Origin of the sequence: Roseococcus microcysteis (genome assembly GCF_014764365.1) — a bacterium.
Lineage (GTDB): Bacteria > Pseudomonadota > Alphaproteobacteria > Acetobacterales > Acetobacteraceae > Roseococcus > Roseococcus microcysteis.
In genome coordinates this window covers 3,329,948-3,343,169 of record NZ_CP061718.1, presented here as the reverse complement: position 1 = coordinate 3,343,169, position 13,222 = coordinate 3,329,948, and the positions used below count along the sequence as shown (strand labels likewise).

Here is a 13,222-nt window from a genome sequence, read left to right as displayed (position 1 = left end):
CCCCGCTACCCCTTCAGGCTGCTGCCGAGCTGCACCGTGAACCAGGCGTAGCTGTCGGCATTGATCAGGGCCTGTGCCTGGCTGTTGAACGGGCCATCCGGCGTCACCCCGTCATCCTTGAAATAGCAGTAGTCGTCCGTGCCGGCATATTTGTGCGTGGCCTCATGGATCAGCGTCTTCACGCCGAACTTGCCCGACATCAGCCGCGCATCCTCGATCTTGATGGCGCCCATCAGGTCGCTCGTGCCGGTGCTGAGGTCGGTCACGGTGTTGTGGTAGGGCTTGGTGGCGACGCCGCCGGTCAGGGCGCTCACCTCGCCATTCACGTCATCATCGCCGCTGCCCACCAGGTCGCCGGTCTTGATGGTGACGTCCGCCGCCAGCCCCGTCTTCGTCTGGGTCAGGATCTGCAGGATGGTGCCGAGCGAAGCGGCGTCGATCCGCGTGGGCGGCGTCAGGAAATACCGCGCGGCCAGCGCCGCATGGTCACGCGGGCCGTTGGTGGTCTGCAGCGCCGCCGTGGTGCGTCGCAGGAAGGTGCGGGCCAGGCTCAGCGCCGTCTTCGCGCTGGCAAAGACGGCGATGGGGGTCGAGGGCCGCGTCATGACCACCAGCTGGCCGGTGCCGGCGCTGAAGGTCTGTTGGGTGGTGAACCGCGTCATGGCGCGCCCCTGGTCGGCAAGGCGCGCAAGATATGCCCGCGAAAGATGCTCGGGCAAGAACATACTCAACCCAGGCGTGCATGGCACGCGGCCTCAGCCCGGCGGGCAGAAGATGTCCCGCAGGGTCAGGATGATGCGGCCCACCCGCGGGTCGGCCACGCGGTAATGGATGGTGGTGGCCGCACGGCGCGTGGCCACCAGCCCATCGGCCCTGAGCCGCGCCAAATGCTGGGAAATGGCGGGCTGCGACAGCCCCACCATCTCGGCCAGCCGCCCCACGGTCACCTCGCCCTCGGTGATGAGGTGGCAGAGCAGCAGCAACCGACGTTCATTGGCCAGCAGGCGCAGCAATTGCGCGGCCTCGCCCGCGCGCGCCTCCATCTCAGGCGGCAGCGCGGCGGGGAGCATGGTCCCGGGGTCTGGGTTGGCCTGGAAGTCCATTCCGCGATCATTACGCGGAATTTCGCAGCGCGTCAGGCCCCTTTTGCCACTGGGCAGGTCCGAATGCCCAAAAGCGTGTAGAGCGGGCAGGTCCGCAACAGCCCCGTGGCCAGCGGCACCATGCCCACCCAGCCCCAGAGGCCGATGAGCCCGGCCAGGGTGGCGATGATCAGCGCCAGCCCCACCGCGACCCGCAGCATCCGGTCCACGCCGCCCACATTGGTTGCGAACATCGCCCTCATCCCCTTCGCCAGGGCGGCGGAGAGGCCCGCCGCCTTATCTGCGCGAAGGCTGATGGAAGCGGGCGCCCCGCGCCTTGATGCGGATCAACGCCCCGTCATGATCCGGTCCACCAGCTGGCGGACCGTCGGCACGAAGCCGTTGGAGTAGAAGGGGTCGCTGCCGAAGCGATAGGCGTTGTGGCCCGCGAACATCAGGTTGTCCTGCAGGCTGCCGTCATGGGCGATGTCCTGCAGGGTCTTCTGGATGCAGAAGCTGCGCGGGTCGGCCTTCTTGCCCGTGGAATAGTCGGGCTCGATCTGCGTCCAGTTGCTGAAGCGGCAATGGCTGAGGCAGCCCATGCAGGCCACCTGATCGGCCACGATCTCGCGCGACTTCTCGGGCGTCACGAAGATGAGCGTGCTGTCCGGCGTCCGCATCGCCTCGGTGTAGCCCGCCGCCAGCCAGGCCTCGGCACGGGCGCGGTCCCCGGGGGTCAGCCAGACCAGGCGCTTGCGCGGCCCGATGCCGAGCTCGGCCGTGTGCTCGCCCACAGGCTCCATGGTGTAGGCCACCTGGCGCTCGTTGCGGGCTTCCAGCTCGGCCAGGAAGTCGTTGCGGACGGCGCTGGAATAGAAGCCGGTCGGCGAGAAGGGCTGCAGCAGCACGTCGCCGGGCTGGAGCTCCGTCAGGCGCTTCTTCCAGGCGTCGCTGATGGGCGATTCCTTGGTCAGCAGCGGGCGGGTGCCGAACTGGAAGGCGATGGGGCCGAGCTCGGGGTTGTCGATCCAGTCCTCCCACTCCTCCAGCCACCAGACGCCGCCGGCCATGATGATGGGGGTGGCGTCGAGGCCGAAGGCGCGCATCTGCTCGCGCAGCTTGCGGACGCGCTCATAGGGGGCCTCAGGCTTGCGGGGGTCCTCGCTGTTGGACAGCCCGTTATGGCCACCGGCCAGCCAGGGGTCCTCATAGACCACGCCGCCCAGCCATTCGCTCACCTTGGAATAGCTGCGCTTCCACAGCGCCGAGAAGGCGCGGGCGGAGGACACGATGGGGTAGTAGTGAACGCCGAAATCGCGCGCGATGTCGGCCAGCTTGTAGGGCATGCCCGCGCCGCAGGTGATGCCGTTGACGAGGCCCTTCGCCCCCTCCAGCACGCCGCGGATCACGCGCTCGGCGCCGCCCATCTCCCACAGGATGTTGGCGTGGATGCGGGCATCCTTGCCGCCCACATCCCGCGCCTCGCGCGCCTGGGCGATGCCGCCGGCGATGCCATAGGCCACGAGTTCCTCGTGCCGGTCGCGGCGGGTGGTGCCGTGGTAGACCTGCCGGATGGTCCGGCCTTCCGCGTCATAGCTGTCGGCATTGACGGCCGAGAAGGTGCCAACACCTCCGGCCGCCGCCCAGGCGCCGGCGGTCAGCCCATTGCTGACGGCGACGCCCTTGCCGCCCTCGACCAGGGGCAGCACGTCCACGCCGCCCATGCGGATAGTGTTGATGGCCTTCACGGCGATCCACCCTGACAGAAAACGATGACGGTGAGGTTACGTTACCACGATCCCGGCCGGCGCAAGAGGCTCCGGCCGGGTTGGCCGTGATTCAGTCGCGGTCGCGGCGCGGGCCGCGGTCGCGGCCCTCGCGGCGGGGACGGTCCTCGCCCTCGCCACCTTCGCGGGGGCGGCGCTCGCCCACCTGCTCCGTGATATCGGCACCCGTGGCCTGATCCACAACCCGCATGGACAGCTTTACCTTGCCGCGGTCGTCGAAGCCGATGACCTTCACCTTGACCTGGTCGCCTTCCTTGACGACGTCGGTGGTGCGGTTCACCCGCTCATTGGCCAGTTCGGAGATGTGGACCAGCCCGTCCTTGGCGCCCAGGAAGTTCACGAAGGCGCCGAATTCGGCGGTCTTGACCACCTTGCCATTGTAGATCTGACCGATCTCGGCCTCGGCGGTGATGCCCTTGATCCGGTCAATGGCCGCCTGCGTCGCCTCGGGGTTGGAGGAGGCGATCTTGATCGTCCCGTCATCCTCGATGTCGATCTTCGTGCCGGTCTGCTCCACGATCTCGCGGATCACCTTGCCGCCGGTGCCGATCACTTCGCGGATCTTGTCCTTGGGCACGTTGATGATGGTGATGCGCGGCGCCGTCGCCGCCATCTCCGTCCGCGCGCCGGTGATGGCCTTGGCCATCTCGCCCAGGATGTGGATGCGGCCTTCCTTGGCCTGGGCCAGGGCGGTCTTCATGATCTCGAAGGTGATGGACGTGATCTTGATGTCCATCTGCAGGCTGGTGATGCCCGCCTCGGTCCCCGCCACCTTGAAGTCCATGTCGCCGAGGTGGTCCTCGTCGCCCAGGATGTCGCTCAGCACCGCGAAGCCGCGGTCCTCCTTGATGAGGCCCATGGCGATGCCCGCCACCGGCCGCGCCAGCGGGCAGCCCGCATCCATCAGCGCCAGCGAGGTGCCGCAGACGGTCGCCATCGAGGAGGAGCCGTTGCTCTCCGTGATCTCGGACACGATGCGCATCGTGTACGGGAACTTCTCCTTCTCCGGCAGCACCGGGTGCATGGCGCGCCAGGCCAGCTTGCCATGGCCGATCTCACGCCGGCCGGGGCTGCCCATGCGGCCCGTCTCACCCACCGAATAGGGGGGAAGTTGTAGTGCAGCATGAAGTTCTCGCGGTACTCGCCCGCCAGCGCGTCAATCACCTGCTCGTCCTGGCCGGTGCCGAGCGTGGCGACGCAGAGCGCCTGGGTCTCGCCGCGCGTGAACAGCGCCGAGCCATGGGCGCGCGGCAGCACGCCCACCTCCGCCATGATGGGGCGGACGGTCTTGGTGTCGCGGCCGTCAATGCGGATGCCGGTGTCGAGGATGGCGCCGCGGACCACATCCGCCTCCAGCGCCTTCATCATGCCCTTGGCGGCGTCGGTGTTGGCGCCCTCGGCCTCGAGGGCGGCCATCACGGCCTTCTTCGCCTCGGAGACGGCCTTCTGGCGCGCCTGCTTGTCGGTGATCTTGTAGGCCTCGGCCATCTGGGCGGTGCCGAGTTCCGCGATGCGGGCCTTCAGCGCTTCCAGGGCGGGGTCGGCCTCGGCCAGGTCCCAGGGCTCCTTCGCGGCCACCTCGGCCAGCGCGATGATGCCCTCGATGACCGGCTGGAAGCCTTTGTGGCCGAATTCGAGCGCGGCCAGCATCTGCTCCTCGCTCAGCTCATGCGCCTCGCTCTCCACCATCAGCACGCCCTCGGCGGTGCCGGCGATGACGAGGTCCAGCTTCGACAGCTTGCGTTGCGCCGCCGTCGGGTTCAGCACGAACTGGCCGTCAATGAAGCCCACGCGCGCCCCGCCCACCGGGCCGAAGAAGGGAATGCCCGACAGCGTCAGCGCGGCGGAGCAGCCCACCAGCGCCACCATGTCCGGGTCATTCTCCAGGTCATGCGACAGCACGGTCGCGATCACCTGCACCTCGTTGCGGAACCCCTCGGGGAACAGCGGGCGGATGGGGCGGTCAATGAGGCGCGAGATCAGCGTCTCGCTCTCGCTGGGCCGGCCTTCGCGCTTGAAGAAGCCGCCGGGAATCTTGCCGGCCGCGAAGGCCTTTTCCTGGTAGTTCACGGTCAGCGGGAAGAAGTCCTGGCCGGGCTTCACGCTGCGGCTGCCGACCACGGTGCAGAGCACGATGGTGTCGCCCAGGCGGGCCATCACGGCGCCATCGGCCTGGCGGGCGATCTTGCCCGTCTCGAGCGTCAGGATCTGGCCGCCCCAGGGAATGTCCTTGCGGAAGTAGTTGTCGAACATGCGTCGTCCTAGCTTGCCCCCGGCCCCGAATGGGCCCGTGCGGGGCATGGATGTGCGCGACGCGGCAGGAAGGCAGTCCATCCACCCGGCCGCCCTGCAGAAGGGGAGGCTCTCGGCGTCTCGGGGGACATGGGGCCGGGGTGCGCGCACCCGCGGCAAGGCCATGTGGCCGGAGGCGCCGCCGACCCATCTTCCGTCAGGAATGCCCGGTGGCTCTGACAACCCGCCGCGGACGCGGTCGGTTATGCCGCGCCGGAGGCTCCGGTGAGGCAGGCCCCCTTATGGACCGGATAAGGCCGGGACACCAGGGGAAAGTCGACAGGCGGCGAGTCTCAGCGCCGCTTCTTCTTGTGCTCGGGCTCGGGCAGGCCAAGGTTCAACTCCTGGAACCCCGTGTGCATCACCAGCCGCGGCCCGCCATCGGGCAGGCGCAGGCCCATCCTCCCATGGGTGTCGGGCGGATAGGCACGGATGCGCCCCAGATCGGCCTGGGCGGCATAGCGACGAAAGGGCCGGAACAGCCCCTGCATCTCGAAGACCAGGCCCTCGGGCACGCGCCAGATCCGCGCGATGGTCGCCCGGCGACGACGATCGGTCAGGATCGCCACCAGCAGCAGCAGGAGCTGGGCCAGGAAGAGGATGGTGGGGCTGTCGCCCCCTGGCACCACCTCGTCCAGGCTGGCGTAGAGCGCCGCCGCCATGCCAAGCACGCAGCCCCAGGCGATGACGCTCAACACCCACATGACGCGCCCGCGGTTCGACTCGAAGAGCAGAACCGGCGGGCGGCGCCGCATCACCGGCGCAGGCCGAGCCGCCCGATCAGCGCTTCGTAGCGGGCCCGGTCCTTGCGCTTCACATAGTCCAGCAGGCCACGGCGCTGGCCAACCAGCACCAGCAGGCCGCGGCGGCTGTGGAAATCCTTGGCGTGGGTCTTGAGGTGCTCGGTCAGGTTGGAGATGCGCTCGCTCAGGATCGCGACCTGCACCTCGGGGCTGCCCGTATCGCCCGGCTTCTGGGCGTATTCCTGGATGAGCGCGCTGCGGCGCTCGGCGGTGATCGACATCGGCGTGTTCCTTATGGGGTCTTGAGGGATGCGACGGCGCGCCGGTGTCAGGCCGCCCGAATGGCGTCGGCCATCAGCCTTTCGGGCCTGAGCATCCCTTCCTCGAGACGGCACAGGCCCACGAACCGCTCCCCTGCCACCACGCGCACCAAGCCCCCATCGGGGTCGGCGTCGGGCGGAACCCGTCCCATGAATTCCACCAGGCTCAAGGCCTGGCCGAAGCCGAGACGGGCGGCCTCCCCTTCCGTGACGGCCAGTGCCGGGATGTCGGCCAGCGCGGTCGCGAACGGAAGCAGGACGTCCAGTGAAGGAGGAGGCGTATCGCCGCTTCCCGCGATCTTGTCCAGGGGCACGGCATGCGCCTCCAGGAAGGGGCCGACCCGCAGGCGGCGCAGGGCGGCGATGTGGCCCACCGTGCCGACCGCGCGCGCCAGGTCCCGCGCCAGGCTGCGCATGTAGACGCCCTTGCCCGACTGCACCTCGAAGATGGCGGTGTCGGCATCGGGCCGCGCGATCAGCTCGAAGCGGTCCACCCGGGCGGGGCGGGCTTCCAGCACCACCTCCTGCCCGTCGCGCGCCAGGTCATAGGCGCGCTCGCCATTGATCTTGATGGCGGAATAGATGGGCGGGATCTGCATGATGTCGCCGGTGAAGGCCGGCAGCGCCGCGCGGATGGCCTCGTCCGTGGGGCGGGCCTCGCTCGTTTCCGTCACCGCGCCATCGGCATCGTCGGAATCGCGGGCTTCGCCGAAGCGGAGCGTGAAGTGATAGACCTTGGTGCCGTCCATCACATAGGGCACGGTCTTGGTGGCGGCGCCGAAGGCGATGGGCAGCAGGCCGGTCGCCAGCGGGTCCAGCGTGCCGCCATGGCCCGCCTTCTGCGCGTCGAAGGCGCGCTTCACCTTGTTCACGACATCGGTGCTTCCGATCCCGCTGGGCTTGTCCACGATCAACCAGCCGTTGATGTCACGGCCGCGGGGCTTTTTCTTGAATTGGCGGGGCATGTGCAATCCTTGAGGGCGGGTCAGCCCTCTTCGTCGGAATCCGGGCGGGGGGTCAGGTCGCGCGCCACCTCGGGCTGGCGCAGCACCCGCGTCATGTGCAGGGCGTAGTCCAGCGCGGTATCGGGCTGGAAATGCAGGTCCGGCGCGTATTTCAGCCGCACCGCCTTGGCGATCTGGCTGCGCAGGAAGGGTGCCGCGCGCTTCAGCGCCGCGAACTGCTCCGGCGGCAAATCCCGGCCCAGGCCGCTGACGAAGGCCGTCATGTGCTTGAGGTCCGGCGAGGCGCGGACCTCCGTCACCGTGATGCGCGCATTGGCGAGGTCCGGGTCGCGGAAATCCGCGCGTTCGAAGAGCGCGGCCAGGGCGTGGCGGATTTCCTCGGCCACGCGCAATTGCCGCTGCGAGGGGCCGGCGGCGGCGCCAGCCCCCCGGGAGGATGAACGGGCCATGGTCTCAGGCCTCCTGTGCCGGGGGAATGGGGGCCCGCGGAATGGGTGCCAGATGGTGGCGGATGAAGCCCCGCACCTCGGGCTGGCGGGCGGGGCAGCTGTCGCCGGTGGGGTTGTGTACCAGCATGAACATGCCCTCGCGCCAGAATTCGTTGAAGCGGCGATGGTCCGCTTCCAGCAGCGCCATGGCCCGCTTCATGCAGCGCCCGAAGATCCAGGGGCGGCCCAGCTTCGCCACATAGGCGAAGCCCGTGGCCAGGAACCCCAGCGCCAGCCACCAGGCGATGGGATAGAACAGCAGGGCGATGACGAAGGGCGCGCCCATCACCAGCCAGTTGTCCCGATAGGAATGGGTGGGGCGCCCAGGGGTGTTCAGCTCCGTCACATTGAAGCGGATCTGCATCACCCCGTCATGAATGGCTTCGAGGAGGAGGGAGACCTCCTCATCGCGCCGTGCCCCGTCCGTCTCCATTCACATCACGCCGCGGCGACGGTTTCCGTCTCGAAGCATTCGATCTGGTCATCCACGCGGATGTCATCGAAGTTCCGGAAGCCCATGCCGCATTCGTAGCCGTTCGTGACTTCCTTCACGTCGTCCTTGAAGCGGCGCAGCGTGGAAAGCTCGCCCTCGTGGATCACCACGCCGTCGCGGATCAGGCGGAAGCCGCAGCCGCGCTTCACCACGCCCTCGGTCACGCGGCAGCCGGCCACCTTGCCGATGCGCTTGACCTCGAAGACCTGCAGGATCTGCGCGTAGCCCAGGAAGTTCTCGCGCTGGACGGGGGCGAGGCGCGACTTGAAGATCGCCTCGATGTCGTCCGACACCTGGTAGATGATCGAGTAGTAGCGGATATCCACGCCGTCGCGCTGCGCCATCTCGCGCGCCTGGCTGGTGGCGCGGACATTGAAGGCCACCACCACCGCATTGGACGCCTTGGCGAGCTGGATGTCGCTCTCGGTGATCTGACCCACGGCGGAGTGCAGCACCCGGACCTTCACCTCGTCATTGCCGAGCTTGCCGAGCGTGACGTTGATCGCCTCGGCGGAGCCCTGCACGTCCGCCTTCACGACGACGGCCACTTCCTTCTGCTGGCCCGCCTGGATGCGCGCCAGCATGTCGTTCAGCGTGCCACGGCCGGCACCGAGCGCCGCGGCCGCCTTGTCGCGGGCGCGGCGCTGGCGGAATTCGCTGACCTCCCGCGCGCGGATTTCGTTCTCGACCGCGACGAAGTTCTCGCCGGCCGCCGGCACGCCCGAAAGGCCCAGGATCTCGACGGGGGCCGAAGGGCCAGCCGTCTTGATCTGCTTGCCCTTGTCGTCCACCAGGGCGCGCACGCGGCCCCATTCGGCGCCGGCCACCACGATGTCGCCCTGCTTCAGCGTGCCCTTCTGCACCAGCACGGTGGCCACGGGGCCACGCCCGCGGTCGAGCTTGCTCTCGATCACGGTGCCCTCGCCGGCGCGGTCCGGATTGGCGCGCAGGTCGAGGATTTCCGCCTGCAGCAGGATGGCTTCCAGCAGCTTGTCGAGGTTCGTGCCCTTGGTGGCCGAAACCTGGATTTCCTGCGTCTCACCGCCCAGGCTCTCCACCACGATCTCGTGCTGCAGCAACTCATTGCGCACGCGGTCGAGGTTGATGCCCGGCTTGTCGATCTTGTTGACGGCCACGATCAGCGGAACGTTCGCCGCGCGGGCGTGCTTGATGGCCTCGATGGTCTGCGGCATCACGCCGTCATCGGCGGCCACCACCAGCACCACCATGTCCGTCACCGACGCGCCACGGGCGCGCATGGCCGTGAAGGCCTCATGGCCCGGGGTGTCGATGAAGGTGACGACGCCAGAGGGCGTCTGCACCTGGTAGGCGCCGATGTGCTGGGTGATGCCACCCGCCTCCTTCGCCACCACGTCGGTCTTGCGCAGCGCGTCCAGCAGGCTGGTCTTGCCGTGGTCCACATGGCCCATGATGGTCACCACGGGCGGGCGGGGCACCTGCGTCCCCTCCTCGTCCACGGCGCCTTCCAGCCCCACTTCCACGTCATCCTCGGAGACGCGCTTCACGCGGTGGCCGAATTCCTGCGCCACCAGCTCGGCCGTGTCGGCGTCGATGGACTGCGTGATGGTCGCCATCACGCCCATGCGGAACAGCGCCTTCACCACCTCGCCCGCGCGGGACGCCATGCGGTTGGCGAGTTCCTGGACCGTGATGGTCTCGGGGATGATGACGTCGCGCACCACGCGCTCCTGGCCGGCGCGCAGCCGGGCCAGTTCCTGCTGCCGCCGCTCACGCTCGCGCGCACGGCGGACCGAGGCCATCGAGCGGCTGCGATCGTCATCGCCATCCATCGCGGCGGCGACGTCGATGCGGCCTTCACGTCGGGGGCCGGCCAGCGGGGTCTTCTTGACGGGCGCGGCCACGACGCGGCGCGCGCCGCCAGGGCCCGGCGGGCCGGTGCGGCGGGCGGGACCGCGGCGGTCGTCATCCTCCTCGCGCACGCGCGGCGGGCCGAGGCTGAGCTTGGCCGCCGGCGTGGTGGCCGAGGGGCTGGGCCGCAGCGCCGGGCCAGGCTGGGCGCGGGCCGCGAGAGGCGTCACGCGCTGGGCGCCGGGGCGCACGGTGCTGCCGGGCATGCCGGGGGCCGGCTGCTGCGGGGCGCGCGGCGCGGGACGGGATGCGGGCGCCGGGGCGCGCTCGGGCGCACGGGCGGCGGCAGGGGCCGGCGCGGGGGCGGGTTCGGGCTCCGGGGCGGCGGGCGCGCGGGCGGCCTCGCGCGCGGCGGCGGCCGCTTCGGCCTCGGCCTGGCGGGCGGCTTCCCGGGCTTCCTCGGCGGCGCGGGCTTCTTCCTCGGCGCGGCGGGCCGCTTCCTCGGCGGCGCTGCGGACCATGAGGGCCTGGCGCTCACGCTGCTCACGCTCACGCGCGGCCTCGACGCGGCGCTGCTCTTCCAGCACGCGCTGGCGCGTGGCCATCTCGGCCGCGGTCAGCGGGCGGCCCACGGTGGGGGCGCCGCCGCCGCTGCGGGCGGGGCCGCTGCCGGGGCGCGCGGGCGCACCGCTGCGCGACGCCGCCGGCGGCGCGGCGCCGGACGCGCGCGGGGCCGTGGGCGTGGCACCGGTCGGGCGCGTGGCACCCGTGGGCGCGGCCGGCGCGGGCGCGCGCTTCTTCACCACCTCGACCTGCACCACCTTGCTGCGGCCGTGGCTGAAGCTCTGCCGCACGCTTCCGGCGTCCACCGTCTTGCCGAGCTCGAGCCGCCCCGCGGGGCGGAGGCTCAGCCGGTTCTTCGCCGCATCTTGATCGTTCTGGTCGCTCATCCGCCGTTCCGAACTCGTCCCGCGGGCGTCACCGCCCAGGGGCACCTGAAAAACACGCGGCCCGCGGCCGCTGCACCGTCACGCCCCGACACCTGTCCGGGGGCGCGTTCCTCACGCGGGGCCATGGCCCGCGTCCATTTCAAAGCCGGCCAGGCGTTCCGCCTCGACCAGCAAACCCTGCGCCAGCTTCCCGGGCGCCACCGCGACATGGACCACCCGATCCCGGCCGAAGACCGCGCCCAGCGCCTCGCCGGAGAGCGGCGCCAGCACCGGCAATTCCCGGCGGCCCAGCAGGCGCTCCCGCTCGGCCGGGCTGCCGTCGGAGGCCTGGACCACCAGCGCCACCCGCCCGGCGCGGAGCCATTCCAGCACCGCCTCCCGCCCCGCCACGGCCTCACCGCCACGGCGCGCGAAACCGAGGAAATCCTTCACCCGCTGCCGCAGCGCGGAAACGACGAAGGCGCCCAGGTCCGCCGGGACAATGACTTGCCCCCGCGCTGCCCGTGCGAACGCCCCCTGCTTCAACGCCTTGCGAAGAACCCCGTCCTGCGCGGCCAACCATAGGCCCCTGCCCGGCAAACGTCCACCCGGATCGGGGATGAGTTCGCGCGCGGGTCCTATGACGAAGCGGAGCATCGCCTCCTTCGGCAACACCTGCCGCGTGACGATGCAGCGCCGAAGCGGGCCGCGTTCGCGGGCGATGGCGTCGTCGGGCAGGTCCTCGTCCTGTTCGGCGGCGTCAGCCAGGCTGCCCACCCTCCTCGCCGAACCAATGGGCGCGGGCGGCCATGATGACGGCGTTCGCCGTCTCCTCGTCCATCGCGCCCTCGCCGAGGATTTCGATGAGTTCGTCGGAAGCCAGGTCCGCCACATCGTCCAGCGACTTCACGCCCGCCTCGCCCAGTGACACGAGCTGCGCGTTGGTGAAGTAGCCGAGGTCCACCACGCCATCTTCCACGCCGAGATCGGTGCGCTTCTGCGCCAGCTCCGCGTCCTTCTGCTCCAGGAAGGCCATGGCGCGGCGCTTCAGCTCGGCCGCGATGTTCTCGTCGAAGCCCTCGATGCCGGCCAGCTCCTCGTCGTCCACGTCCACGATCTCCTCGATCGAGCCGTAGCCCTCGGTCACCAGCAGGCCGGCGATCACGTCGTCCACGTCGAGACCCTCGACGAAGAGGCCGCTGCGCTTGCGGAAATCCTCCTGGCGGCGCTCGCTCTCGCCGGCCTCGGTCAGGATATCAATGTCGTAGCGCGTCAGCTGCGAAGCGAGGCGCACATTCTGCCCGCGCCGGCCGATGGCGAGCGACAACTGCTCATCGGGCACCACCACTTCCACGCGCTTGTCGTCATCATCCAGCACCACCTTGGACACCTCGGCGGGCGCCATGGCGTTCACGATGAAGGTCGCGATGTCGTTGCTCCAGGGGATGATGTCGATCTTCTCGCCCTGAAGCTCCGCCACCACCGCCTGCACGCGGCTGCCGCGCATGCCGACGCAGGCGCCGACCGGATCAATGCTGCTGTCGCGGCTGATCACGGCCATCTTGGCGCGGCTGCCAGGGTCGCGCGCCACCGCCTTGATTTCGATGATGCCGTCGTAGATTTCCGGCACCTCCTGCGCGAAGAGCTTCGCCAGGAAGCCCGGATGCGTGCGGCTGAGGAAGATCTGCGGGCCGCGCGGTTCCTCGCGCACGTCGTAGATGTAGGCGCGCACGCGGTCGCCATTCTTGAAAGCCTCGCGCGCGATGCATTCGTCACGCCGCAGCAGCGCCTCGGCCCGGCCGAGGTCCACCATCAGGTTGCCGTACTCGGTGCGCTTGACCGTGCCGTTGATGATCTCGCCCACGCGGTCCTTGTATTCCTCGAACTGCTTCTTCCGCTCCACCTCGCGCACGCGCTGCACGATGACCTGCTTGGCCGTCTGCGCGCCGATGCGGCCAAAATCGATCGGCGGCAGGGGGTCCACGATGTATTCGCCGACCGCGATGCCGGGCTTGATCTTCTGCGCGATGCGGATGGGCATCTGCGTCTCTTCGTCCTCGACCGCGTCATCCTCGACGATGAGGGTCCAGCGGGAGAGCTTCACGGCGCCCGTGCGGCGATCAATCTCGGCGCGGATGTCCTTGTTCTGGCCATAGGTCTGGCGCCCGGCCTTGCCCATGGCCATTTCCATGGCCTCCAGCACCTCCTCGCGCTCGATCATCTTCTCGCGGGCGACGGCGTCGGCCACCTGGAGGAATTCGGGCCGCGGGATGGCGGTGTCGAGGGCCATGGG

At 69.7% G+C, this 13,222-nt stretch carries 12 protein-coding genes and 1 pseudogene; all 13 read right to left on the bottom strand.

The window, feature by feature from the left end; genetic code table 11:
• Positions 1-5: 5 nt before the first annotated feature.
• Positions 6-662 carry a M35 family metallo-endopeptidase gene (locus ICW72_RS16105; RefSeq protein ID WP_191083637.1) on the bottom strand — a complete coding sequence of 219 codons (657 nt, stop codon included), beginning with the start codon at positions 660-662 and terminating at the stop codon, positions 6-8.
• Positions 663-755: 93 nt separating this feature from the next.
• Positions 756-1,070, bottom strand: coding sequence for an ArsR/SmtB family transcription factor (locus ICW72_RS16100; RefSeq protein WP_191083636.1), 315 nt, complete (start codon positions 1,068-1,070; stop codon positions 756-758).
• A gap of 65 nt (positions 1,071-1,135) precedes the next feature.
• Positions 1,136-1,336: a YgaP family membrane protein gene (locus ICW72_RS16095; RefSeq protein ID WP_191083635.1), complete on the bottom strand. Its 201-nt coding sequence runs from the start codon at positions 1,334-1,336 to the stop codon at positions 1,136-1,138.
• A gap of 93 nt (positions 1,337-1,429) precedes the next feature.
• Positions 1,430-2,830 carry an NAD(P)H-dependent flavin oxidoreductase gene (locus tag ICW72_RS16090; RefSeq protein WP_191083634.1) on the bottom strand — a complete coding sequence of 467 codons (1,401 nt, stop codon included), beginning with the start codon at positions 2,828-2,830 and terminating at the stop codon, positions 1,430-1,432.
• A gap of 91 nt (positions 2,831-2,921) precedes the next feature.
• Positions 2,922-5,122, bottom strand: a pseudogene (gene pnp / locus ICW72_RS16085) (polyribonucleotide nucleotidyltransferase).
• A gap of 332 nt (positions 5,123-5,454) precedes the next feature.
• Positions 5,455-5,916: a hypothetical protein gene (locus ICW72_RS16080; protein WP_191083633.1), complete on the bottom strand. Its 462-nt coding sequence runs from the start codon at positions 5,914-5,916 to the stop codon at positions 5,455-5,457.
• Positions 5,916-6,185 carry a 30S ribosomal protein S15 gene (gene rpsO, locus ICW72_RS16075; RefSeq protein ID WP_191083632.1) on the bottom strand — a complete coding sequence of 90 codons (270 nt, stop codon included), beginning with the start codon at positions 6,183-6,185 and terminating at the stop codon, positions 5,916-5,918. Before rpsO ends, ICW72_RS16080 begins: the two co-directional genes overlap by 1 nt.
• A 47-nt stretch (positions 6,186-6,232) precedes the next feature.
• Positions 6,233-7,189 carry a tRNA pseudouridine(55) synthase TruB gene (truB, locus tag ICW72_RS16070; RefSeq protein WP_191083631.1) on the bottom strand — a complete coding sequence of 319 codons (957 nt, stop codon included), beginning with the start codon at positions 7,187-7,189 and terminating at the stop codon, positions 6,233-6,235.
• Between the two features lie 20 nt (positions 7,190-7,209).
• Positions 7,210-7,638: a 30S ribosome-binding factor RbfA gene (gene rbfA, locus ICW72_RS16065; protein ID WP_191083630.1), complete on the bottom strand. Its 429-nt coding sequence runs from the start codon at positions 7,636-7,638 to the stop codon at positions 7,210-7,212.
• 4 nt (positions 7,639-7,642) lie between these two features.
• Positions 7,643-8,110 carry a hypothetical protein gene (locus ICW72_RS16060; protein ID WP_191083629.1) on the bottom strand — a complete coding sequence of 156 codons (468 nt, stop codon included), beginning with the start codon at positions 8,108-8,110 and terminating at the stop codon, positions 7,643-7,645.
• A 5-nt stretch (positions 8,111-8,115) separates the two neighbouring features.
• On the bottom strand, positions 8,116-10,950 hold the full coding sequence (gene infB, locus ICW72_RS16055) for a translation initiation factor IF-2 (protein WP_191083628.1): 2,835 nt from the start codon (positions 10,948-10,950) through the stop codon (positions 8,116-8,118).
• A gap of 111 nt (positions 10,951-11,061) precedes the next feature.
• Positions 11,062-11,706, bottom strand: coding sequence for an RNA-binding protein (locus ICW72_RS16050; protein WP_332308932.1), 645 nt, complete (start codon positions 11,704-11,706; stop codon positions 11,062-11,064).
• Positions 11,690-13,219 carry a transcription termination factor NusA gene (gene nusA / locus ICW72_RS16045; protein WP_191083627.1) on the bottom strand — a complete coding sequence of 510 codons (1,530 nt, stop codon included), beginning with the start codon at positions 13,217-13,219 and terminating at the stop codon, positions 11,690-11,692. The genes ICW72_RS16050 and nusA overlap by 17 nt, the downstream gene beginning before the upstream one ends.
• Between the last annotated feature and the right edge of the window lie 3 nt (positions 13,220-13,222).

Coding starts and splice junctions, on each gene's coding strand:
- ICW72_RS16105 (WP_191083637.1), bottom strand. CDS start 662: ATGACGCGGTTCACCACCCAACAGACCTTCAGCGCCGGCACCGGCCAG.
- ICW72_RS16100 (WP_191083636.1), bottom strand. CDS start 1,070: ATGCTCCCCGCCGCGCTGCCGCCTGAGATGGAGGCGCGCGCGGGCGAG.
- ICW72_RS16095 (WP_191083635.1), bottom strand. CDS start 1,336: ATGTTCGCAACCAATGTGGGCGGCGTGGACCGGATGCTGCGGGTCGCG.
- ICW72_RS16080 (WP_191083633.1), bottom strand. CDS start 5,916: ATGCGGCGCCGCCCGCCGGTTCTGCTCTTCGAGTCGAACCGCGGGCGC.
- rpsO (WP_191083632.1), bottom strand. CDS start 6,185: ATGTCGATCACCGCCGAGCGCCGCAGCGCGCTCATCCAGGAATACGCC.
- truB (WP_191083631.1), bottom strand. CDS start 7,189: ATGCCCCGCCAATTCAAGAAAAAGCCCCGCGGCCGTGACATCAACGGC.
- rbfA (WP_191083630.1), bottom strand. CDS start 7,638: ATGGCCCGTTCATCCTCCCGGGGGGCTGGCGCCGCCGCCGGCCCCTCG.
- ICW72_RS16060 (WP_191083629.1), bottom strand. CDS start 8,110: ATGGAGACGGACGGGGCACGGCGCGATGAGGAGGTCTCCCTCCTCCTC.
- infB (WP_191083628.1), bottom strand. CDS start 10,950: ATGAGCGACCAGAACGATCAAGATGCGGCGAAGAACCGGCTGAGCCTC.
- nusA (WP_191083627.1), bottom strand. CDS start 13,219: ATGGCCCTCGACACCGCCATCCCGCGGCCCGAATTCCTCCAGGTGGCC.